The organism is Flavobacterium artemisiae (genome assembly GCF_042678225.1).
Classification (GTDB): domain Bacteria; phylum Bacteroidota; class Bacteroidia; order Flavobacteriales; family Flavobacteriaceae; genus Flavobacterium; species Flavobacterium artemisiae.
Window position 1 is genome coordinate 1,070,151 of the sequence record NZ_JBHUDZ010000012.1, and the last position, 21,778, is coordinate 1,091,928.

Sequence of the window (21,778 nt, forward strand, 5' to 3'; positions counted from 1 at the left end):
GATCATGTATTATAATATTTTAACACAGAAAGACCATCCTAAATATCAGGCAGTCAAGAAAATATTGAAGCTCTTAGTCGAGTTTGTAGAAGCTGATTGTATTTACTTTTCGGATTCTGCTGTAGAATCAAAAACAGGGATTCTGACAATTGTTGTGAGCAATAAAAGCCCCAATTATTATGACGATGTTGTCTTCCATTTATGGAAAGTAGTTGAAAACTACAATAATTTCTCATTTTGTTTTTTTGACAGGGAGTGTATAAAGAGAGAAGTCGGAAAAGGAAATTTATTTTTTATTTTCAATTGTAAAGAAACGGATCTTGTTTATAGAAACACTGTAGGAAAACCTGTTCTGGATATAAAAAAAATAAATATGAAACGGCTTTTGAAAAAGACTGTTGCAAATTATCAAATGTGGATATTAGAGGTCAATACTATTGGAAGGGACTTAAAATACCACCGTGGAAACGAGAATCATTTAATGGCATTATATGTTATACATGAGCAGTTTCGATATCTTTTTATTAATGCCTCATGGGTTCTAACGGGTGAATGGGTGATGGATGGAAAAATTTCAGACCAGCAGGAGCGCATTGCGAAGTTTAATAGTGTCTTAGGCAACACTTTTGATTTAGATAACAAAGAAGAGAAAGAAGTTTTAAGAAAGCTTGACCTTGCCCGAAAAGCTGTCCAATGGGGAGAAGAAATTGAACCGTTAACTGCAGAAATTGTTGATTCAGCATATGAAAAAATGAAGTGGCTGATGACTGAAGTAAAAACAATGTATCAGCAGTATGCTGAGCAAACCAAACAAATATTTAAAGAATATGGAAACCAATGAAAATAAAAAGGCGGATGATTTTATCAAAGAACTGAAAAGCAGTTTTTATTTTAGAACATTGACCCCGCAGAGAGATAAAGAAGGCACTTATTATGCCAGTATAAAATTTACAAGCTACATCAATCTGATGTTCACTGTACAGGATCTTCTGAAAATAGCACTTCACACACTAGAGAATTCAGATCTTGAGAATTCCAGCCAGATCGCAGATCCTGCTTTTCATCTTACAAGTATTTTGGAAATTGCAATACAGCTCCTGCCGTGCAGTGAAGCGGAAGGGCTTGATAAACTGCATAAGCTTTATTTAGAGATTAATAGCGAAAATAAAAGTGAACAAATGGATAACTAATTTTTTAAATCATGAAAAAGAAGAAAAAAAACTTTGAGACCAAGTTCTGGGCTGGATTTGAGGCGGGAAATCCTTTTGAAGCATCTGATGCCCTTTTTGATTTTGCACATCTTGACTACTATAAGCGAAATTTAACACAGGCAGTACTATACAGCTTTAAAGAAGAAATCTGCAGTAATGATAGACAAAGCGAGATTTTTATATTCTATAAAGCGATATGGTCATTTTTGAAAACATACTACTGCCTGCATAAAAAAAGCAGTAAATGGAGAGTGAAAGAGTCAGTCCGCAACGAAAATGTATTTCATCTCACTTCACTGACAAAGCAGGAATATGACAATCCTTTCACAGTATTTCGAAAGGCATTTGCAGAGAAAAGCCTTAAGGAGTTTGAATTTTTCCTTTCTGAAATAGTGAGTCTTTCATTGTCTCCATACAAAGAAGAGGGGAATATTGACCTTACGACTCCATATATCCATTTAATAAAAATGCTTGATGCAGGAGAGCTTATGCGTGAAAGAGGGCTTGAAAAAATAAAAAAAGTTAATGAATCCAAAGAGAATGCCGAATTCTGAAGTTACTGTATAATTTCAGAGATGCTTGATTAACTAATAAAATATATTGATATGAAAAAAAATAAAATCAAATTAAATGATCTGGTTGAAAATCCGGAGCATTACTTTATAATGCTTAAACCTGCATCAAAAATGCGGAACGATATACACAATCTCGAAATCAATGTTCAGGGATATTCCGATCTGTTTTGTATGATTATGGATTTACTTAAGGCAGGAATGCTTGCATTAGACGGAATGGAAGTCAGTACAAATAATAGTCCGAGGCATGTTGAAAGATACGTTTACAGTCTGCTGAGGATAATAGAAATGCTGATCCCATTGGAAGAGGCAGATTTACTGGACATGCTTTACAGAAAATATTTAAAAGAAAATAAAAAGAGCACTTCGAACTAATCTATGTCCATTCATAATTCTAATTAAACGCCGACTTCGGAGGCGTTTTCCAGCCCCGCAGGGCAAGTTGTTTTGAGATGCTGAATTCATTTCAAGCATCTCAAAACACAACTTGCCGTTGTCCCGCGACAACTTTTTTAGGAATAAATTTAATTGAAAGGGCTTAATGCCCTTTTTTATAATAATCGTTATAAGATATTATGGCTATGCAAAAGATTATTAATATACAATGTGATTATATAAAATGTAATCTATCAAATTCTTCGATTGTTTTATAGTCTAAAAATGTATGCCTTCTTTCTTTATTATACCAATTTTCAATATATTCATATACATCAGCTCTCATCTGTTTTCTGGCTAGGAGTTTGTTCCCATTAATTAATTCTCTTTTAAAAGAACTGAAAAAACTTTCACAAACGGCATTGTCATTATGATTTTGCCTTCGACTCATACTACGTATTACACACTTATAAGAGTCTAATGTAGTGGCGAAAATTTTATTAGCATATTGAACACCTCTATCAGAATGAAAGATTAAATTTTTAGTAATTTTCCTGTTCTTAACTGCCATTTTCCAAGCGGGTAAAATTGTTGCTTTGGTACTCATTTTGGTGCTTAAAATCCATCCTATTATTTTTCTATCGAATAAATCCATAACAATGGTAAGATATAAAAAGCCTTTTGTTGTTTGTATATATGTTATGTCTGAAACCCAAGCTTTAGCAGGCTCACTAACGGTAAATTCTCTATTTAAAACATTTGGAACTACATAGTAATTATGATGTGAATCAGTTGTTACCTTAAACTTTCTTTTAACTTTTCTACGCAAGCCCAACATTCTCATGTATTTTTTTACTGATGAGTTTTTTATTTTAAACCCCCTGCTTTGAAGCTCTTTTGTAATTTTGGTGCATCCATATTCTCGTTTAAATTCATAATATATGGATGTAATTTCTTGTTTTAATAAAATTACTCGAGATTCTGTATCTGTAAGTTCTTGTTTTTTTCTTCTATAATATGTTGTTTCTGACACTTCTAAAACAGCTAACATTTTTGCAATAGAAAATTCAGATTTATTGTTTTCAATAAATTCTTTAGTCATTGCTTTTCCTTGAAAAACATATTTGGTTCCTTTACTTAAAATCTCGAGTGTAATTTTTGAATTTTTAATTTTCTTTTCAAGGTCAGTGACGATGGCTTTTTCAGGAGTCAATTTAGGGTGTCCAATTCCGCAAAAACTTCCTGTTCCAAATTTTTCAAAGTCTTGTCGCCATTTATACAAATAATCTGGAGCTATTCCCAATTCTCTTGCAAGGCTTGCAGTTTGCCTCTTGCCTCGCTTATAACTTAATTTAACTGCATTTTCTTTGAAAGCACGTTCGTATTTTTTCATAGTCAGAAGTTTGATAATTTACAGCAGAATATTTTTTAATGAAGATTTTCAATATATTCAGATATTTTTTCTTCCATTTGTTGTTTAGTCAGATGCATATTTAAATTAGCTAGTTCAGATTTAAGGGAAATAAAAAAGCTGTTAGGTATCTCATTATCTAAATGATTTCCTTTTCGACTCATGCTTCGTGTAATATGTTTATAGTCTAATTTACGAGTAAACATCTTGTTAGCATATTGAATACCTCTATCAGAATGAAATATAAGTCCCTTCTTGGTTTTACGATTACGAAGAGCCATTTCCCAAGCGGGGATTGAAGTTTCCTTTATTGTCAGCCCTTCACTCAAATTCCATCCAATAATTTTTCTGTCAAATAAATCTATAATAATTGTCAGAAATAAAAGTCCTTTCAATATTTCTAACCTTGTCATACCCGATACCCAAACCTGAGAAGGTTCGTCAGCTTTAAATTCACGATTTAGAACATTAGGAAAAATATAAGGATTATGGGGAATAAATGATGAGCCAGATAATTTGTGTCTGCTACTAAGTTTACTGACAAGACCCGTTTTTTTCATGTAATCGGCTACCGAATACTTATTTAATGTAAAACCGCGACTTTGTAATTCTGCGGAAATTTTCCCATTTCCATATCTACCCTTATATTCATAAAATATAGAAGTTATTTCTTTTTCAATTAAAGCTTTTTGAAGTTGTGTTGGAGAAAATATTTTATCTCTCCATCTATAATATGTAAGCATACGTATGCCTAAAACTTTACACATTTGCCAAAGGGGATATCTATCTAGATTCTTTTCAATAAAATGAAAAATCATTGGTTTCCCTTCAATAATATACTTACTTGCGCTTCTAAAAATCTCAATTTGAAGTTCTGCATATTTAAGTTCTTTCCTAAGTGTTCTTTTAAGGTCAGAATATCTTTGTTGTTCGGAGGTTCTAAAATGACCTCCCCCACAAAAGCTATCTGTCCCATATTTTTTAAGTTCAGCTTGCCATCTGTAAATATTCGTTTTCGCTATGCCAAGTTCTTCTGCCACTTTAAAACCATTTGTTTTAAGCGTTAATTTGACTGCATTTACTTTGAAATCCCGGTCATAAATTTTACGTTTTACCATTTCTTAAATTTCAAATTCTATACTTATGTGAATTTAAGAAATATAATGGTGTTGGTATATAAATAATAAAGATAATGTTGCGCTAAGTATTTTATTATCCGTGTGTTAAAAATTAATTAGGCTAGATTTAAAACTTAAAGTGGTAACCTGTGCATACAATTATTTATGCATGCAGGTAGACAAGTCCTAAGATATTCAAGCAATCAAGCAATAAGGCAATCAGGTATTCAAGTGCTCAAGTAAGTAGGTAAGGATGTATGCAGGTTGGCATTCCTGCCTGCAAGCCTGCAAGCAGTCACGCAATCAAGCGTGCATGTATACATAAAGTTCAGCAGGTGCTCAGCCAGTCCAGCAGTACCAATAAAAAAATATTTTTCCAAAAGAAAACAGAAAAAATGAAAAAAGAAAAAGAAAGCAATCCCAAAGGACGGGATTCAGACAGGCCAAAAGGAATCGGAATAAGTCCCGAAGGGTGTCTTGAGAGGAACGAGCAAGGCATTATGCCGAAGTCTTTTTGCCAGACTGTTAAGCCCGTCATACCTTCGGTTTCTTTTTATTATTTCTTTGGATAATTATAAATAAAAAAAATTCCAATATTAAAGGTTTAAGACTGGGCTAGGAACAAATAAGCCAAATGCTTCCAACTGCTTCCAAACACTTCCAAATTGGATTGTAACTCTGAGTATATTTTATATTGGTTTTAAGAAATTGAAATAAGAAGTTATGGAAAATGAAGAAAAAAAGAATCGGAATAAAGGAGGAAGACCTTCCAAAATAGATCCCGCCGTCCACCGCTATTCCATCAGTCTTAATGCAGAAGAAAATGCCCGCTTCCTGACTCTTTTTGAAACCTCAGGGATGCATGTAATGGCACACTTTATTACAGCGTGTGTTTTTCAAAAAGGAATAAAAACAGTTAAGATTGATAAAGCGACAATGGATTATTATATGCGCCTGACCTCATTTTACAGCCAGTTTAGGGCTGTCGGGGTAAATTACAATCAGGTTGTAAAGATTTTATATCAAAAATTTTCCGAAAGGAAAGCTTCGGCATATCTGTACAAACTCGAAAAGCAGACAATAGAACTCGTTGTTTTATCCAAAAAGATAATACAGCTTACAGAGGAATTTGAAGAAAAGTACATTAAAAAGCCTTGACATAACAGCGAATTTCAAGAAATATAATTCTACAGACGTGTTTAATTCGCGTCTAATGTATGAAACATGATTTTCAGTGTGCCATATATAAATAATTGATAAGATACATCGGTAAGATTTTATTAATTGCTGTTTATCGAAAAAACACCTTTCGGTTATGTTCTAGCCAAGCTTTAATTATTGAAATTGCTGTAAGCCTGCAATTTTCGTTTTGGATATTATGCCTTTAAAAGACAAAGAGTACCAGTGGCACTATAAACGTCATAGCTTCAAACATGCATAATTATATTTATTAAAATAAATATAATTAGGTGTAATTAGGAAGTATCGTGAAAGCGGTCTTTTACAGTTTAGAGCAGGAGGTGCACGATGAGAAATGAAAGAACGGATAAAAGAAAAACCACTATAGGCAGGGAGTTAGTAGAGCCACATGCTGAGAGCATAAATATAATGCTCGAACAAAGAGAGAGCGTTTCTGGTAATGAGAAAGGAAAAACCGAAAAGAATCAGCAAAAATTAACTATTGAAGAATTAAGAAGTTGTAAAGGTTTTGAAACAATATCCGAAGCGGAAGGTCAGGAGATAATTGAAAGCCTGTTTCAATTGGCAGTAATAGTTTATAATTTTTAAAACTAAGAATATGAGTATTGAAAATTTCAAAAAATTTCAAAAAGAAAAACTAACTCAAAAAGATGAGGTAAAAGAAATTTGGGGTTACACTAGGGTAAGCTCAAAACTACAGTTAGTAAATAATAGTCTGGAGGAACAGCGCAGTGAAATAGTTCAGTTCGCATCTAGGAATGGCTATACACTTAAGAACATACTTGGAGGTACTTATGAAAGCGCCTCTGGAGATTTCACAAGAAAAGAGTTTACAAAACTATTGGAAGAAGTTAAAAGCTCAAAGCAGAAACCTTTCGCAATTGCTATTAAATTTATCAGTAGGTTCTCCAGAACAGGAGGCAACGCTATCACTATAGTACATGAGCTAGTGGATAAACTGGGTGTTCATCTAATTGAGACATCATCAGGACTATGCACCAATGATGAATACAGTAAACTGGATATTTACAGCAAGCTTTTGGACGCCAGAAGGGAAAACATGGACAGATTGGAGAAAACAATTCCTGGCATGAAAGCACTACTACGGTCAGGGAACTGGCTGGGCAAAGCTCCAAGAGGCTATACAATGCGCGGAAGAAAAGTAGGCGACTATGCCTTAATGCAGGACACGCAATCTATTACAATTAATCAGGAAGGAGAGATTTTAAAAAAGGCATGGAAATGGAAACTTGCAGGGGAAAGAGATTATGTGATCAGACAGAAACTTGAAAAACTGGATTTGATTATTTCAAAACAAGGGATTAGTTCCATGTGGCGCAACCCTTTTTATTGCGGGATCTTAGTTAATGCATTAATTGAAGAACCAGTGAAAGGAAACTGGGCGGGATTAGTTAGTGAAGAAGATTTCCTGAAAGTTGATAATATGCTTTCGGAAAACAACGTAATCACAGTTAAAGAATATTGTAAAACCAAAGTCAATGAGTTTAGACCCCTTACAGGATTTTTAAGATGCGAGTGTGGTTGTCTGCTTACAAGTTATGAGGTTCGAAAAAAGAAAGCACACTATTATAAATGCCAAAAATGTAAAAATGCCAGCTTTAATGCTCTGACCACTCAAAAATCAAAAATGGAAGGTTTGAATGATTCTTTCGAAAGATTATTGGCAAAGTATACATTAAAATCAAAATTTGTAGAGCCTTTTAAAATACAGTTAAATAAATTCTTTGATGCTGTGAACGCAGAGGCTAAAGAGGAAACGAAAAGCTTACTTCTAAAGAAAAAAGAGATTGAAACTAAAATTGAGAATTTGGATAAACGCTATTTTGAGAATACAAATTTTGGAGATGATAAATACAATAGATATGCGCTTCAGTTTGAGACCGAACTAAAGATGATTGAAAGCCAGATATACTCCAATGCCAAAAAAATATCTAACCACAACAGACATATCGATAAGGTAGTTGAAAAAGTCTCTAACATCAGTAAATACTGGAGAGAGGGAGATATAGAGAGTAAAATAAGAATTCAAAACTTGGTGTTTCCAGAAGGATTGTCAATTAGGGCTGAAAACAGGGAATATCTAACCAATAAAGTAAACCTTGTTTTTAGGTTAGTATCAACATTTACAAGGCTTAATGGAGGTAATAAAAAACAAAAAACCCATCAAAATTTTGATGGGTTATTCTCTGTAGCGGGAACAGGACTCGAACCTGTGACCTTCGGGTTATGAGCCCGACGAGCTGCCTACTGCTCTATCCCGCGATGTTTCGGGTGCAAAGATACACACTAAATACGGTTATGCAAATAATTTTAGTACTTTATTTTTTATTATTTAAAATAAAGGCACGTTTTTTCAGATTTTGAAATCCAATAATTCTTGGTAAACATTTCCTTTTAAGCCTAATAGCAAGCCAAAAGCGGGTTCGGTTTTAGAGCCGTTTTTTTTCAATTTTATGATTTCCTGGCGGAAGTTTTCTCCTCGCAAACGAAGAATTTCATCTTCAATAACCATATGTTTGTATCCGTTTTGTTGTTTGGTCGGAATGTTTTGCCCGAAAATTTCGATTTCAAAACCTTCTAAATAAAAACTCGCAACAACAGATTCCTGATTGTCAATTAAAACTTCGTTAATGGTAAAATGACTTTCTTTTTCGTATAAATCTTTCACTTTTTCTATAAAAGATAATTTGTCTTCCCAACAACAGACAATATCCAAATCGCTGTTTTCGATATCAATATTGATTGGAATTGTGCCGACTAAAATTGGATCAAATTCGGCAATATTTTCTAAAACCCGAAATTGTGTCAAAACTTCAAACGCCATTTTTTGCCTTTGATTTCCGTTTTTTAAATAAGAAATATTCGTAAAATCAGTCATAGTTTTTTTCTTCAGCAATTTCCTGCTCCAATCTTTTGTTGATATTTATTTTGGCATTCGTAAAGACAAAAATAGTAGCTCCAAATTCTCTTGCATATTGATTGGTAATTTGTCCGCCAATAAATGCTTTTTCAAAAAATGGACTCGTTTCTGCAAATTCGGTGCTGTTTTCTTCAAAATCCTTAACACGAATTAGGTTTTTGTATTGAATATCGAGATTGAACCAATTTACATAATCAGCATTAAAAGAAACAGCTTTGATTCCTTTTTGTGTATAAAAATTAATTGCTCCAGCTTGTCCATAATTATCACATAGTACAATGGTTTCTTTTTGGTTGGGAAGCAAAGCATACAATGAATCTGTTTTTCGGGCCAATTCTTTCCAACCCAGCATATCCGCAAAATCCTGAGTTAACTGATGTTCTTTTCCATCTTCCCAGCGAAGCATTCCTAGTTTTCTATATTTTTCAGGATGTTCGGCCATGTATTTCGGACTTTTATTTGGAAATGCAATATCGTACATCGGAATAAAAAGCAACAACGGAATCAGGATAAAAACTGGTTTTAAGAAACGTTTCCAACACGAATTCAAAACATCGGATAAAAATACAGCTCCAAAAGCAATATAAACCGGGTAAAGGCCAATTGCATAATAAGCTTTGGCTTTGAAATAAATAAAAATAAGCAGTGTAAAAATAAACGCAGTAAGAAAGAACCTAAAATCTTTAAAAGGTTTATAAAATAAGAAAGCATACAATCCTGCCAGAATCACAAAAAAGGCACCAAGAAAAAATAAAATTTGTTCTTTTAGAAAATCAATCCGATCTACATTTACCAATTGTGTTTCGGCCAATTCTTTCATATGATGTACAATCGGAAAATGATTATTGTACTGCCATAAGAGATTAGGTAAAATGAGAAGAATGCCAAAAATAAGAGCAAAATAAACTTCTTTCTTAGCCAATATTTTACGTTGATTTGAAAGCAAAACGGCTGGAATTAATCCAAGTAAAAGGAATAAAATATTGTATTTGTTTAGGAATCCAAAAGCAAAAACAACAGCGCAGACATAAAGCCATTTTGATTTTTCTGTTGTAATATAAAGAATCAAAAAATAATAAAAAGTAGTCCAGCAAAGTACATCGAGCGAGTTAGGTTGGTAGAGCGTGTTTAAGCGCAAAAGACACGAAAATAAAACACATACCGCCCCAAGAATCAAAGCATAATTATTTCCTTTTAAAAGTTCAATAGTTTTCCAGACAACAAGCATTGTAAGCGCACCAAAAAGGGCAGGGAAGAACTTTATCCAGAAAACCGAATTTCCGAGAAGGTAAATGAGATAAGAAAACCAAGAAGTTACAGGTGGAACAGATAAATAGCCCCAAGACAAATGATGCGCCTGATCGAGATGTAGATATTCGTCACGCTGTAAATCGTATTCCGGACTGATTAAAATATATTGCAATGCAAATTTTAAAATTATAAATCCGATTAGAATGACGGTTTTTTTATTCATTTCTACTGGTTTTTTGGTCGTGTATTTAGAAATTAAATCTAAAGCTAATATATCATTTATTTTGGATTAAGTTAAAAAACCAGCAGTGTAACCTCAACATAAAAAAAGCCTCAGATAAATCTGAAGCTTTTAATAATTTTCTATTTAATCTTGAATTATTCTTCCACAGCGGTTTCAAATTCCATATGATCAATAATTTCTGCTGCTTTTTCTGGTTTAGAAGCTTTAAGAGTATTAAATCTTTCTAACATTTCTGTTTCGCCTTCTTCACCGCTGAAATAAGGAAAAACATCCATAATTGCTGTTTCTGTAATAGCTGGAATAGAATATTCACCCATCGTATTTTTCATTACGTGAAGTGTATTGTCAAAAGCTTCACGAACATCATTTGCCTGAATCAGCATATACATGCTTGTTTTTCTTTCTTTACCGCTTTCTTCGTCGTAAGCAATTAAAGTGATCTTAGATTTAAACCATCTATCTGCGTTTTCAAACGGATGAATTTCGGCATAATTTGCCACTTTTATAGCCGTGATTTTAAATTCTTCACTAGTATAAGCAGCCATTTCTTCGGTCATTCTTTTTTCGGCTTCTGTATAAGATAAAGCGTCAACCAAATAAGGCTCGGTTAAAACTTTTTGTCCGCCGGTTTCATCTGTCTTTCTATATTTTACTTTGCATTCGTACCAAATTGCGCTCATTTCTTTTAAAATTTTAAGGTGTCAAAGATAAATTTTACATCAAAAAAAAAACTTAAATATTAAAATAGATATTCACAATTTGAAAATGTTTTTTCTAATTTATTGATATACTTGAAGATGCGTTTTTAGAAACTAATTCTCAAAATTGATTGTAGGAAATTTTATTTTCAAAATATCTTTTGTTTTTAGCGTACACTCTTTTAATAAAATTAAAAATGTAAGATATTGTATTTCAATGAATTGTTTTTAATTCGCGTTAAATGCTTTATTTTTCTTTCTTTTTTCTAAACCAGAAACCGTATTTCTACGTAAGTGCGTAAAAGCGGTTTTTGGAAGTGGGATAAATTCAAATGATATTAGTTTTTGGAGCAAGAATCTTATCATACTTCTAAGAATCGTTTTTTATACTATAATTTTAATAAAATAAAGATTGGGAAAACTAAACGTTCAGAGATTAAAAGAAACTTTAAATTATCTTCAGAGTAAACAGCGAGAACTAAAAAGACAATCGGAAACAGATACCAGAAGTCTTGAATCGATGATAAAGTATTTAAAAAAAGACATGATGGAACAATACCAGCTTTCTGAGCATCATGTTTCTATAAAACAAGAAATTAAAGATACCGAAGCGTTTATTGAAAACGTAAAGAACATTATAGAAACCAATTCTTAAATTCGCTCCATTTTACTGTAGTTTTCATTTTTGAATTTTACTACATTGGTTTAGGGTAGTTTTTTTCTCGAAAAGCTTATTTTTAAAGGGCTAAAAGAAAAAAATATGTTTCTTAATTGCAATTTTTAGTAAAAAATTAAGTTTTTTTTCTTTAACAAAATGATTAACTTGTTGTTAAATAAGAAACAGTGTCAATTGTTTCAAAAACAAGTGTACTTTTATAATGTTTTGATTTACAGTTTTAAAGCTGAAATTTTAATAAGGTAAAAGTGCTTTTTATTCATTGTAATTAAAAAAGAAAAATTTATGCGAGTATCAGTAGTCCGAAAAAATATAAAATTCACTCCAGATTCCAGAAGAGTTGTTGCGCGATATTTTATGAACGGATATGAGCGGACCCAGCAAATGGTACTCCGAATAATGATGCTTGATGAAAAACAAGTATTACAGACTTTAGAGCAGACATTACGCGAATTTGCCAGACGACACAGAAATATTTCTGCTGTATTTTTTAAACATTGCGAAAAAATAAGACCCATAATAGAATCGATGCAGATTGATTATGAGGGAATGTCGCTTGACCGAAAAATGCTTATAGGTTCTTACTGCACAATGGAATATGCTATTGAATCGGCCGCAATTTTTAATCCTTCGATCGTAGAAGATTTTGACCAAACTGGGCTTGAAGCTGGAGAAAAACGAGTAATTATTTCTTTTAGAGCTACAGGCGAGGGACATATTTCGTCAATTGTTTTTAGAAGAGGAATTCTCGACAGAGACAATAATCTGCATATCATGAAGATTGGAAATCATATTGATAAAGCAGAAATTGAACATAAAACCTTATTCAATAAAGAACGATTTCTCACTAAACTGTCAGAAATGCATACTACAGATAAGTATATTGTTCAAATCATGCAGGATCTGCCTAATGAATTTGAATTTGCTATTCTAAAAAACATACTCAACACGGCTTTGGGCGATCCTTTGATTCGAGAAGAAAGAAAAATGGCGCTTCAGGAAATTCTCTGGCTGGCGAATTCATTTTATGATATTCAATTCAAACATGATTCGGATATTACTGAGCGTGTTATTTTCCCGATTTCAGAATCAGAAAGCAGAGGTATAGAAGATGCCCGTTTTGTACGCTTTAAAGACGATGACGGTTCTGAACGTGTTATGGCAACTTATACAGCTTATAACGGACACACTATATTACCAAAGCTTATTTCTACCGAAGATTTTTATAATTTTAGAGTAATGCCGTTACATGGAGTTGGTGCTCAAAATAAAAACTTAGCTTTATTTCCTAGAAAAATAAAAGGAAAATATGCCATGTTAGCCCGAATTGACGGCGTTAATAATTACATTATGTATTCGGAAAGAGTGACGCAATGGAATTCGCCAATTTTGCTTCAGGAACCTCGTTTTACTTGGGAGTTTACACAAATCGGAAATTGTGGTTCGCCATTATGGACACCAGAAGGCTGGCTTGTAATTACCCATGGAGTAGGAACGATGCGTCGTTATTGCATAGGCGCTTCGTTGTTTGATCTCGACGATCCGTCTAAAGAAATAGGAAGACTTACAGAACCGCTCCTTGCTCCGTTAGAAGACGAACGCGAAGGTTATGTGCCTAATGTTGTTTATTCTTGCGGTGCTATAATTCATAACGATAGTTTAATTCTTCCTTATGCCGTTTCAGATTATTGTTCGACTTACAGTGTCGTTAATATGGCAGAATTGATAGATGCGTTGAAAAAAAGTAAATAATTTTTGTTTTTTTGATAGTTTTGAATGAAATGTAATCGTAAAGACTAAAGAACAGAATTTGAAGCGAATAAATCTGAAAAATGTAAGAAAAGGATTTGATTTGCGATATTTATTGACAATTTAGTTTAAAATGAACATAAATACGTTAATAAATCGAAAGAAATAAAAATGAATTTTTAGATGATTTTTATAGCTTTGTAAAATATACGTTACCAAAAATTAATTGGAAACAATTATAAAATCCAAAGACAATGAAATTTAGTACAGCATCATTTTTAGTTTTAATTTTTATTTGTTCAAGCGCTTATTCACAATTAAGTTCAGATCGTATATTCGAAAGTTTTAAACAGGGAGAACGTACTAATTGTTCGTCAATTGCTTTTATAAAAGCGTCTTTAAATATTTTTGGATTAGACAATCTATTTACTACCGAAAAAGAAGATGACAATACGTATAAAATAACTTTAAAAAATAATGCTTCTTTTACGCTGACAAGTAAAGAACTCAATACTGCCACAATTTCTGCCGATTTTGTTTTTATTAAAAAGAATGAAGACAGTAAAAAAATCCGTGATTATGCCGTTTTAGCCTATGCTGTTATGGCAAAATACAAACAGATTATTGACAAAGAAGAGAGTTTCGAAAAAGCATTAGAAGACTTAGAAGAAGGAGAATTATACACACCAACGATTTACAAGTATTTAGGTTTCGAAAAAGGAAAACAAATCGAGCGATTAAAGCGTTTATCTGGCGGTGAATTCTGCGGTGTTGTAGCATGGTCAAATGCACATGCGGTTTTTGTATGCGAAGATTTTATGGACTATTACGGAAACAAAAAAAGTTTATGGGACAAATATCCTGGACGTTTTAGAATAATTAACGATCAAGGTGGAGCAGGCGAGATGTCTATCTCTGTGGCTCAGGAATCATTATAAGAAAAGCGCGAAAATCAAATTTGACTTTCGCGCTTTTTTTTGGATTAAAGTATAAAAGTAATTTTGAATGAAGTAAAAATGCTATTCCAGACTTATTTCTCTGGATGATATTTAGGATCAATAGTAATGAGAAGTCTTTTGAAGAGAAGAATTAAACGATTTCTTATTGATTTGAGGATCAAAGTCATCGCATCAAAATTTTCGACTTCTTTTTTGGTTTTAATAGCAATAATATTGCTTATGATCGAAATTCCGTCGCTGACAATAAGTAAGTCAACAACAATAGTTACAAACCATTTAAAGTTGTAATTTAAGCCTTTGCTCATCAACGCAAGCGCAGTCGGAATTAATAAAACGGCAAGTTTAGAGACAAATCCTAAAGCTAGTTTTTTGAAACTGAAGACATTGTTTAAAACAATGGTTTTTACAATGCCTAAAAAAGTATCCATAACCATCAAATAGAATAGCACCCTAACAATTCCGGTGTCCATATCTAAATAGATAAAAATGAGATAGAGTACTAATTTTAATTCATTTAAGTACTCTGAGATTTTCTGTATCACGGTCTTTGGGGTTTTGAGATTTAAGATAGATAATCTTTTGGGGTTTTTATACCCCAAAAGATTATGGTAAAGATGAATTAAGGATTTGGTTCTATTTCCTCTTTGTTATTATGTGCAGTAATTCCAGAAATGATATAATTGTCTACATCTTCAACATCTAACAGCGCAACTTCCAACGGTTCTTCTTTGAATGTAATCGATTCAATCGCTTTTGTTTTTCCTGTTTTATCAATTAAAAACATAGTTTCTACAACATTTTTGGTACAAACCCAACGAAGGTTTTCCCCATCTTCAGTAATCAATAATGGATGTAATCCAGTAACTTTAATGGTATTATCAGCTGTTTTGATTTCGAAATAATTAGGCTGAATGCTGGTTCTTTTGTTGACAACAGTTACTTCTGCTTTAGCGGCTTCACTTAATTTTCCATTCCAAAGCATGTAATCTCCATCAGATTCATCAATTTCATTCGGGAAAGTTAATCCGTGTAGTTTGTCTCCGGCAACAATGTTTTTCAATTTTTTAGATTGTCCAGACGCCATAGTTACCAGCGATTCTATGTCGAAGCATCCGCCGCCTCCGCTGCTGCCACCAGATCCCATAGCAACTGTAATTTCGTTTGAATAAGCCGATAATTTTCCAGTAGCATCTTTAGCCCTTACTCTGAAGTAATATATTGTGTTGAATGAACCGAAAACAGTGCAAAAGTTATCTGGAGTTCCTAAATATGACTCCGAAACGTCACCATTATATGTTCTTCTATAAACCACATATTCAGCAACACCCACATCATCGGTTGAAGCAGACCATGAAAATGTGATGTAATTGGTTTCCACAGAATAATCTGTTATAGTTGGAGCTGTTGGAGAAGCTGCATCTAAAATAGTTGTTACATCTATTTTATTGCTCGTACCTGAGAGATTTCCAGCAGCATTTTTTGCAATAACATAGAAATTATATTTAACTCCGGATGTTAAACTTTTGACATTGTATGTAGTAACGTTGCTTAAAGTTTCGACATGACTACCATCTTTGTACAATAAATAATTTGTTACACCACTAAAATCTGTTGGAGCATCCCAACTTAAAGTTAAAGTTGTACTGCTTATATTTGTTGCGGTTAAATTTCTAGGACTTGTAGTATCGCTTGTGGTTCCCTTATATTCAATAAATTGAACTACTCTATATGGACTCATAAGTGGGAAAGCTTTTCCTATACCTGTTTCTTTTGTTGTGAATGTTGTTCCCGTTGTACTATTTTTAACAAAATCGCTGCCCCCATCAGAGTTTGCTCCCCCAGTTCCAAGTCCCAATCCATGGCTGTGTTTTGGCATTTCATCAATACTAAGATTTTTGGCAACGTGACCACCTTCATCTCCTAAAGTTTCAAAAGGCCATACTAAATCTCCATTTTCGTTATAATAATAGGTTAAATTTTGGTAATAATTTTTTTGACCAATTTGTACCACACGTTCATTTTGAGAAGGATTATAAAGTCCAACAGGCATTTTTCCTCTTAAAGGAATATATTCTTCCCATCCTTCCGGAATAGGTGCAGGTTTCCCCCAGATTGCTACCATTCCGATTGGAAAAGCTGTTGATGTTGCGGTTTTCCTTTCTAAATCTGTAACTTTATCTATTAATGTTTGGATTATCGTATTGTTTACAACTACTTGACTTTCATTGTTTATTGATAAAAAATTATTTGAATTTCCAATATTTAGATTATTTCTTAAATACAAATGATGATTTCCAAGCTTCAAATCGCCTTCCATGGCTTTTGAACCATTTATCGGAAGGTAGGTTTGGTTAATGGTATTGATTTCATTTTCAATAGATTCTATATTTCCTTCAACATTTGTAATGTTAGTTTTTATAGCTTTGATATTAGCATCTATAGAATCTAGAATAGTTTCAATTGCTTTAATATCTTTTACGGTTTCAAAACCTGCTAAATTATAGTAAATGACAATTTCAATATCATCTGCATAAGGATTACCCATAGCATCTACATATTCTGCTTCATAATCGTAATAAGCAGTTTGAGATGATCCGTCTCCGTATATTAAATTGGTACTTTTTCTGGTTGTTTTTAAGTATGAAGTTGGAGTTTTTTTCTTAATCGGGTATAAAATTCCCACTGCATTTCCATTTTCATCCGTTTCGTCTTGATGAATAATTGCCCAGCCTTTTGTGTTAGGAGTTGCTGGCGCAACGATGTAATTGACATTGGTTTCAATGCTTAAATGTTTTTTTATGGCCTCGTAAAGCTCAGATCTATAAGCTGTCTGCAGTCTTTCTAATGTTTCTTGTTCAAGAGGAAAACCTCCCGCATGAGTAAAATTTACTTGTTTCATTTGTGATGATTTAAATTTCTGTTGTTTTAATTTGCTGATTTAGGTTGCCATATAATACAAGTAGCTTGCATAGCTTTTTCCAGCGAGTTTATAGAAGTTAAGCAGATTATGATATTCTATCGAAGTAACGTTAATTGCTTCTGTTTCCGGATTAGATGCGTTTCCATTTAATTCGGCGGGAATAGTTAGATTTTGAACTAAAATTTCGGGAATAAAAACTCTAAAGTTGGCGTATGATACTTTTGTATAATCATCAAAGTGAGCCAAATAAACAGGTTTGTTGTTTTTGTTTTTGTAATATTCATCATTGTTGAAAATCGTGAATAAAGGCATTCTTAATTTACCTTTAATTATCTTTCCTTCTGGCGTAACCTCATCCTTTTCATAATATTCTTTATGGAGATACAAATATTGCAGTGAAGGCTTGACAGATTCGTCGATGTAAATTAATCCTCGTTTTCTTTTTTCTTGGATGCTGAGATTTGGATCATATTCTTTTGTTATATTAAAAGCTTCATTTAATACTTTTTCCAAATAAATGACCTGCCCCGTGTGCTGCATTTTGTATAGAATATTTTCATAAAGCGAATGAAGAGGTGCAAGCAATGTGTTAAGCCAAACGGCATGTGTTCTTTTTCTGAGAATAGGAGGGATGAGCCATAACAGCAATTTTTCCCATTTTAAAACGGTGTATTTGTTCATTGTAAAAGTATTTGACTATTGTTTATCTCTGTAAAATGTATAAGGAATGTAGTTTACCTCGATCTGAAGCGCATCCAAATCAAAATATCCCGCTCTAGGAATAAAATATTCTATTTGAGTAACATCAGTTAATGAAGGTGCTGCATCGTCATTTGAATTTTTAGCACCCGAAGTCTCAATTTTACTCAAAACGGGAATTTTAATACCCTCAGCTTTTTGAATCGCATCAACTAAAAACGTCTTAACAAAAGCACCATTAAATTCAATGTTTCTTAGATGCTCTCTTATAGCATCATCTACTGGAAAAACCTTGTCATTTAATATTAACGCACCGTTTGATTTTGAAATAGGTCCGTGGCTGTTTATTTTCGCAATTTCCTCATCAGTTAATTTTCTGTTTAAGCTTTTTAATTGATAATATTCAATATCTTGTGGATCAATAAAAATTGTTAATGGATCTACATAGACATTTAGTTTTAAGTTCAAGATATCTCCGTCATCAGATGTAATGTAAACCTGATTTCCTGCATCTTTAATTTTCGCAATGTATTCCTTAAAAGCAAAAAGCTGGTTGGGAACATCAATTCTAGAAATTTTGCCGTTATTTTCGGTTGCTACTTTTATAAAAACAACTCCGACTTTATTATGGAAAAAATCAGAAAAAATTTCTTCTGGTAATTTATTTGGGTTCAATATAGTTTCCAAATCGATTTCGCTAACTGCGCAGTGTTTTATAATCTTGTAAGCTGCAAGATCCTCTTCGCTTAGTCCTTCTTTGATGTCAAATTGATATGAACCATCTTTCCAGATCAACGAAACTTCCTTTGTCGAATCTCCAGTCAAAGGAGACCCATAATGAAAATTTAAAGCCTGCTCACGATACCAGTTTAAAGTGTGTGGTCTTGAGATTAAAGCATTTTTTTCTACAATTTTTTCATGGACCCAGATTGCAGTAGCCATAATGTTGACCCAAAGCTTCCAAATACCCGTTTTCGATTCATTTGATAATTTGTTCAGGGAACTTTGCTTTCCCTTTTCCGCCAGAATTTCCTGTTGGATTTCAGCAATTGTGCGTGCCATATTTTTAGTTTTTGATATAGTTTATCCTGTAAGACATGTGTAATATGCTTATAGTTAAAGATTATGTGTTTTAGTGATTACTACAGGAACGTAGTTTGTTTTTAGCGATTTCTAAAAAAGGCTTGAAGATTTTTACCAGAATATTTTATTGAGAAAATGCTGTATCTGGTGATTTTTCTAGTAAATGATAAAATCGTCCTCGATAATCATGTAATCAATTCCAGAGAAGTTATCCAGTAAAAACTCTTCTTCTTCTGTAAGAGCAGTTGCCGGTTTGTGGTTTCTAGAATTGTAATATTCCACAATATCCTTTTTAAAGGCTTCTCGGCCAATTTTTAGATCATTGTAAACAGAAAGATTTTCTGTCAGGTCAAACTGATCGTTGTCTTCTAAGAGATCAAATACTTTTTCAATACTTCCGTATTCTTGCAGTGAAATATCAAAAATGTTTTGATTTTCTTGCGGTTTAATAGTTTCCATCGATTTTAATGTTTTGTAAATCGTTGACATCTAGTGTTTTTACATGAAAATTGTCATACGATAATTGTTTGTCTATTTCGTTTTCAAGCCTCAGCCTTGATGTGGCGTCTGGGCTGTTGATATATTTTTTGATTCCGACACCAAGAATCGGAAACTCTTTATAGCTTCCTTTTTGACTTAACAGCAAATGTTCAATATTTTGCTGATCAGCTTCTTTAATGGCGAAATCGTCTCCTTCGATTAAAAGGTCTTCTTCTATGATAAAATCTGTCATATATCTGTTTTTGTTATAAAATTTTGGGTGATTTTTTCTTCAAACCTGCGCGCCGTGTTTAAAGAATTACTGCTTTATTTCATACTGTAAAAATACGTCAAGCCTAAGCTTTTACCAAGAATTTGAGTGTTCTAGATCAGTAGTTTCAGTAAGTTGTAAAGTGGTTTTTGGTGTTGATAATCAGTTGGTTGTTTTTGTTTTATTTGAAATAAAATCCAAATTTTAAGCTCCTGGAATAATCAATTCCAAAATAAATTTGAAAATTGTTGAAATGATATTGTTTTTAAGCGAATTCAATTTAATTTTTGAAATTCCGGTTGTCTGCAAAGTTTGTAATGCCACCAAATCTAGCTGACTTTTTAAAAGCCATTCTAACTCTTCTTCAGTTAAACTTCCTGAAGAAAAAAGCAAAATCCAGCGTTCCAGTTTTTCTCGAGATTTTTCCAGAAAAGCGTTTAAATCTTTCTCTAATTCAGGTTTAAAATCGGCGTAGCTTTTGGTTATTACATTTTTCAGCCTATTTTTTAATTCTTCTAATACTTGATCGTTGTTCATATATCTAAGAGTTGAGGTTAATTAAATCCAAAAGCAGTTCTTTCGATTCTTTGTCTTTTTTAATTTCATATTGTATAAGTAAATCCAAAGCATCCGAAATTTGTTTTTTGGCTTCTTCTTGAAAAACAGGAGAAACAATTCCTTTAGTTTCCCAAACTTTGAAAAAACCTGCCAGAAGATTTTTCTCCTTATCACTCAAAACCTGCCACATGGCAAAAGTGATTTCGTTATTAGGTTTATTTTTTTCGTATTCAGTCAGTTTTTCAATACTTAACAAAAGAGATTGAATCTTTTCTTTTTGAGAAGTGTAAGGTGTATTGGCTTGATTCATAAGCTGTATTGTTTCGACTTTAATTTCTGTTGTTTTTTGATAGGAGTATTGATCGAATAACGCTGTTCTTGTAGAATTGCAAGATCCAAGCGCTAGAGAAATTAAGATTAAAAACGAAGCAAGTTTAAAGTGTATTTTTTTCATGATTATTTGTATAAGATTACATAGTTTTTTTTGTCGCGTTTTAGTTTACTGAGTACTTTCCAATCGTCATATCCTTTTTTGTCAAAATGTGGAAGATCTTTAAATGTTTTCCAATCGCCGCCCCAGTTCCAGTTGTGTTTTTTAAAAATATTCACACATTCCTGCCAATCCGAAATCTGGTCGTTATCCCAGTCTTTTACAGTGTCCCATGAAGCGGTTTTTCCATCAATGATTAAGCAGATATCTACTGCAAAACCATAATTATGAATAGATTGTCCGCCTTTTGCATTCGTTACTTTTTTCCCAGGTTTTGTTCTTCCAAAAGCATAAAGATCTTCTTGTTGTTGAAAAGTTCTCAGTCCTTGCGTAATGCGGACTTTGGCTCTTCCGGTAAGTGCAAGATCACATTCTTCGATAATTTTAGTGACTTCTTCCCTGACAGAAGGATGAAGTAAATCGATCTGTTTTTTTGTTGTTTGATCCATATTTGTGTATATTAATAATTTACAGTTTGAAGCATAAAAATCCTTTTTTGATTGTTTAGAACAATCAAAAAATCCAAATTTGACGATAAGAAAAATGTGTTTGTGAAATTTATTTCCAGCTCGATTTAATCGGAAAATAAATTCTTGAAAAGTGCTTTTTTAAAACCGCATTTAGAATAAGACTTATGTTTTATTGAGACTGTAAAAATACTTCAAAAAGGGCTTTTTTGAAAACAATATTTCTTTGTAAATCAGTAGTTTCAGTAAGTAGGGATTGGGTGTTGAGATTGTATTTTGTTGTTTGAAATTTCAAATATGAGCAAAAAATAACCCGTTTTTCTCAATTGAAAAACGGGTTTATGAGTTTTTGACGTTGTTATTTTATTCCAAAAATGAATCAAAATAGAAAAAAATTTTACA

The 21,778-nt window shown here is 32.8% G+C and carries 25 protein-coding genes and 1 tRNA gene; 11 read left to right on the plus strand and 15 right to left on the minus strand.

From position 1 onward, the window contains the following. The first annotated feature begins 4 nt into the window (after positions 1-4). The 4 genes from ACFSC2_RS15390 to ACFSC2_RS15405 are packed head-to-tail and all read left to right on the plus strand — an operon-like array spanning position 5 to position 2,161. Positions 5-841, plus strand: a complete 837-nt coding sequence (locus ACFSC2_RS15390; RefSeq protein ID WP_379814493.1) for a hypothetical protein — start codon at positions 5-7, stop codon at positions 839-841. Further along, on the plus strand, positions 828-1,190 hold the full coding sequence (locus tag ACFSC2_RS15395) for a hypothetical protein (RefSeq protein WP_379814492.1): 363 nt from the start codon (positions 828-830) through the stop codon (positions 1,188-1,190). The genes ACFSC2_RS15390 and ACFSC2_RS15395 overlap by 14 nt, the downstream gene beginning before the upstream one ends. A gap of 11 nt (positions 1,191-1,201) precedes the next feature. Beyond that, on the plus strand, positions 1,202-1,765 hold the full coding sequence (locus ACFSC2_RS15400; protein ID WP_379814491.1) for a hypothetical protein: 564 nt from the start codon (positions 1,202-1,204) through the stop codon (positions 1,763-1,765). Positions 1,766-1,816: 51 nt separating this feature from the next. After that, positions 1,817-2,161, plus strand: coding sequence for a hypothetical protein (locus ACFSC2_RS15405; protein WP_379814490.1), 345 nt, complete (start codon positions 1,817-1,819; stop codon positions 2,159-2,161). 235 nt (positions 2,162-2,396) lie between these two features. On the opposite strand, the gene ACFSC2_RS15410 is transcribed toward ACFSC2_RS15405, so the two are convergent. Both ACFSC2_RS15410 and ACFSC2_RS15415 read right to left on the minus strand, forming a co-directional pair. Beyond that, positions 2,397-3,554, minus strand: a complete 1,158-nt coding sequence (locus ACFSC2_RS15410) for an IS3 family transposase (RefSeq protein ID WP_379814489.1) — start codon at positions 3,552-3,554, stop codon at positions 2,397-2,399. Positions 3,555-3,589: 35 nt separating this feature from the next. Beyond that, on the minus strand, positions 3,590-4,690 hold the full coding sequence (locus tag ACFSC2_RS15415) for an IS3 family transposase (RefSeq protein ID WP_379814488.1): 1,101 nt from the start codon (positions 4,688-4,690) through the stop codon (positions 3,590-3,592). 257 nt (positions 4,691-4,947) lie between these two features. Between ACFSC2_RS15415 and ACFSC2_RS15420 the strand changes: the two genes are divergently transcribed. From ACFSC2_RS15420 to ACFSC2_RS15435, 4 genes are all read left to right on the plus strand, one after another. Continuing rightward, positions 4,948-5,262: a hypothetical protein gene (locus ACFSC2_RS15420; protein WP_379814487.1), complete on the plus strand. Its 315-nt coding sequence runs from the start codon at positions 4,948-4,950 to the stop codon at positions 5,260-5,262. A 151-nt stretch (positions 5,263-5,413) separates the two neighbouring features. Further along, complete coding sequence (mobA, locus tag ACFSC2_RS15425; RefSeq protein ID WP_379814485.1) at positions 5,414-5,848, plus strand: conjugal transfer protein MobA; 435 nt, start codon at positions 5,414-5,416, stop codon at positions 5,846-5,848. Between the two features lie 369 nt (positions 5,849-6,217). Continuing rightward, positions 6,218-6,478 (plus strand): hypothetical protein, encoded by a 261-nt coding sequence (locus ACFSC2_RS15430; protein WP_379814483.1) that lies wholly within the window; start codon positions 6,218-6,220, stop codon positions 6,476-6,478. Positions 6,479-6,488: 10 nt separating this feature from the next. Further along, on the plus strand, positions 6,489-8,141 hold the full coding sequence (locus ACFSC2_RS15435; RefSeq protein ID WP_379815443.1) for a recombinase family protein: 1,653 nt from the start codon (positions 6,489-6,491) through the stop codon (positions 8,139-8,141). On the opposite strand, the gene ACFSC2_RS15440 is transcribed toward ACFSC2_RS15435, so the two are convergent. The 4 genes from ACFSC2_RS15440 to ACFSC2_RS15455 form a co-directional block, all read right to left on the minus strand. Beyond that, positions 8,101-8,173 (minus strand) — tRNA-Met (locus tag ACFSC2_RS15440). The two genes, ACFSC2_RS15435 and ACFSC2_RS15440, sit on opposite strands and share 41 nt — an antisense overlap. A 91-nt stretch (positions 8,174-8,264) precedes the next feature. After that, positions 8,265-8,789: a DUF4269 domain-containing protein gene (locus tag ACFSC2_RS15445; RefSeq protein WP_379814481.1), complete on the minus strand. Its 525-nt coding sequence runs from the start codon at positions 8,787-8,789 to the stop codon at positions 8,265-8,267. Further along, positions 8,782-10,305, minus strand: a complete 1,524-nt coding sequence (locus tag ACFSC2_RS15450) for a glycosyltransferase family 39 protein (protein ID WP_379814480.1) — start codon at positions 10,303-10,305, stop codon at positions 8,782-8,784. Before ACFSC2_RS15450 ends, ACFSC2_RS15445 begins: the two co-directional genes overlap by 8 nt. A gap of 155 nt (positions 10,306-10,460) precedes the next feature. Further along, complete coding sequence (locus ACFSC2_RS15455; protein ID WP_379814479.1) at positions 10,461-11,006, minus strand: DUF4494 domain-containing protein; 546 nt, start codon at positions 11,004-11,006, stop codon at positions 10,461-10,463. Between the two features lie 430 nt (positions 11,007-11,436). Here ACFSC2_RS15455 and ACFSC2_RS15460 point away from each other — a divergent pair, with 430 nt between their 5' ends. The 3 genes from ACFSC2_RS15460 to ACFSC2_RS15470 all read left to right on the plus strand — a co-directional run bounded on the left by ACFSC2_RS15460 (position 11,437) and on the right by ACFSC2_RS15470 (position 14,387). Continuing rightward, complete coding sequence (locus tag ACFSC2_RS15460) at positions 11,437-11,679, plus strand: hypothetical protein (protein ID WP_379814478.1); 243 nt, start codon at positions 11,437-11,439, stop codon at positions 11,677-11,679. A gap of 306 nt (positions 11,680-11,985) precedes the next feature. Next, entirely contained in the window at positions 11,986-13,452 is a 1,467-nt protein-coding gene (locus tag ACFSC2_RS15465) for a glycoside hydrolase family 130 protein (RefSeq protein ID WP_379814477.1), read from the plus strand. Between the two features lie 251 nt (positions 13,453-13,703). Then, the gene (locus ACFSC2_RS15470; RefSeq protein WP_379814476.1) at positions 13,704-14,387 is read left to right on the plus strand and encodes a hypothetical protein; all 684 of its coding nucleotides are present in this window, start codon (positions 13,704-13,706) and stop codon (positions 14,385-14,387) included. A 92-nt stretch (positions 14,388-14,479) separates the two neighbouring features. Here ACFSC2_RS15470 and ACFSC2_RS15475 read toward each other — a convergent pair whose 3' ends face one another. From ACFSC2_RS15475 to ACFSC2_RS15515, 9 genes are all read right to left on the minus strand, one after another. Continuing rightward, positions 14,480-14,950, minus strand: a complete 471-nt coding sequence (locus tag ACFSC2_RS15475) for a phage holin family protein (protein WP_379814475.1) — start codon at positions 14,948-14,950, stop codon at positions 14,480-14,482. A gap of 77 nt (positions 14,951-15,027) precedes the next feature. After that, positions 15,028-17,307 (minus strand): fibronectin type III domain-containing protein, encoded by a 2,280-nt coding sequence (locus ACFSC2_RS15480; protein WP_379814474.1) that lies wholly within the window; start codon positions 17,305-17,307, stop codon positions 15,028-15,030. Between the two features lie 39 nt (positions 17,308-17,346). Then, the gene (locus ACFSC2_RS15485) at positions 17,347-18,009 is read right to left on the minus strand and encodes a hypothetical protein (RefSeq protein WP_379814473.1); all 663 of its coding nucleotides are present in this window, start codon (positions 18,007-18,009) and stop codon (positions 17,347-17,349) included. 15 nt (positions 18,010-18,024) lie between these two features. Further along, on the minus strand, positions 18,025-19,089 hold the full coding sequence (locus ACFSC2_RS15490) for a hypothetical protein (protein WP_379814472.1): 1,065 nt from the start codon (positions 19,087-19,089) through the stop codon (positions 18,025-18,027). Positions 19,090-19,266: 177 nt separating this feature from the next. Next, the gene (locus ACFSC2_RS15495) at positions 19,267-19,569 is read right to left on the minus strand and encodes a hypothetical protein (RefSeq protein ID WP_379814471.1); all 303 of its coding nucleotides are present in this window, start codon (positions 19,567-19,569) and stop codon (positions 19,267-19,269) included. Beyond that, a complete protein-coding gene (locus ACFSC2_RS15500; protein WP_379814470.1) occupies positions 19,556-19,843 on the minus strand; it encodes a hypothetical protein in 288 nt (95 codons plus the stop codon). Before ACFSC2_RS15500 ends, ACFSC2_RS15495 begins: the two co-directional genes overlap by 14 nt. A gap of 222 nt (positions 19,844-20,065) precedes the next feature. Continuing rightward, the gene (locus ACFSC2_RS15505; RefSeq protein ID WP_379814469.1) at positions 20,066-20,398 is read right to left on the minus strand and encodes a hypothetical protein; all 333 of its coding nucleotides are present in this window, start codon (positions 20,396-20,398) and stop codon (positions 20,066-20,068) included. A 4-nt stretch (positions 20,399-20,402) separates the two neighbouring features. Continuing rightward, positions 20,403-20,873, minus strand: coding sequence for a hypothetical protein (locus ACFSC2_RS15510; RefSeq protein WP_379814468.1), 471 nt, complete (start codon positions 20,871-20,873; stop codon positions 20,403-20,405). Positions 20,874-20,875: 2 nt separating this feature from the next. After that, positions 20,876-21,358: a M15 family metallopeptidase gene (locus ACFSC2_RS15515; protein ID WP_379814467.1), complete on the minus strand. Its 483-nt coding sequence runs from the start codon at positions 21,356-21,358 to the stop codon at positions 20,876-20,878. Between the last annotated feature and the right edge of the window lie 420 nt (positions 21,359-21,778).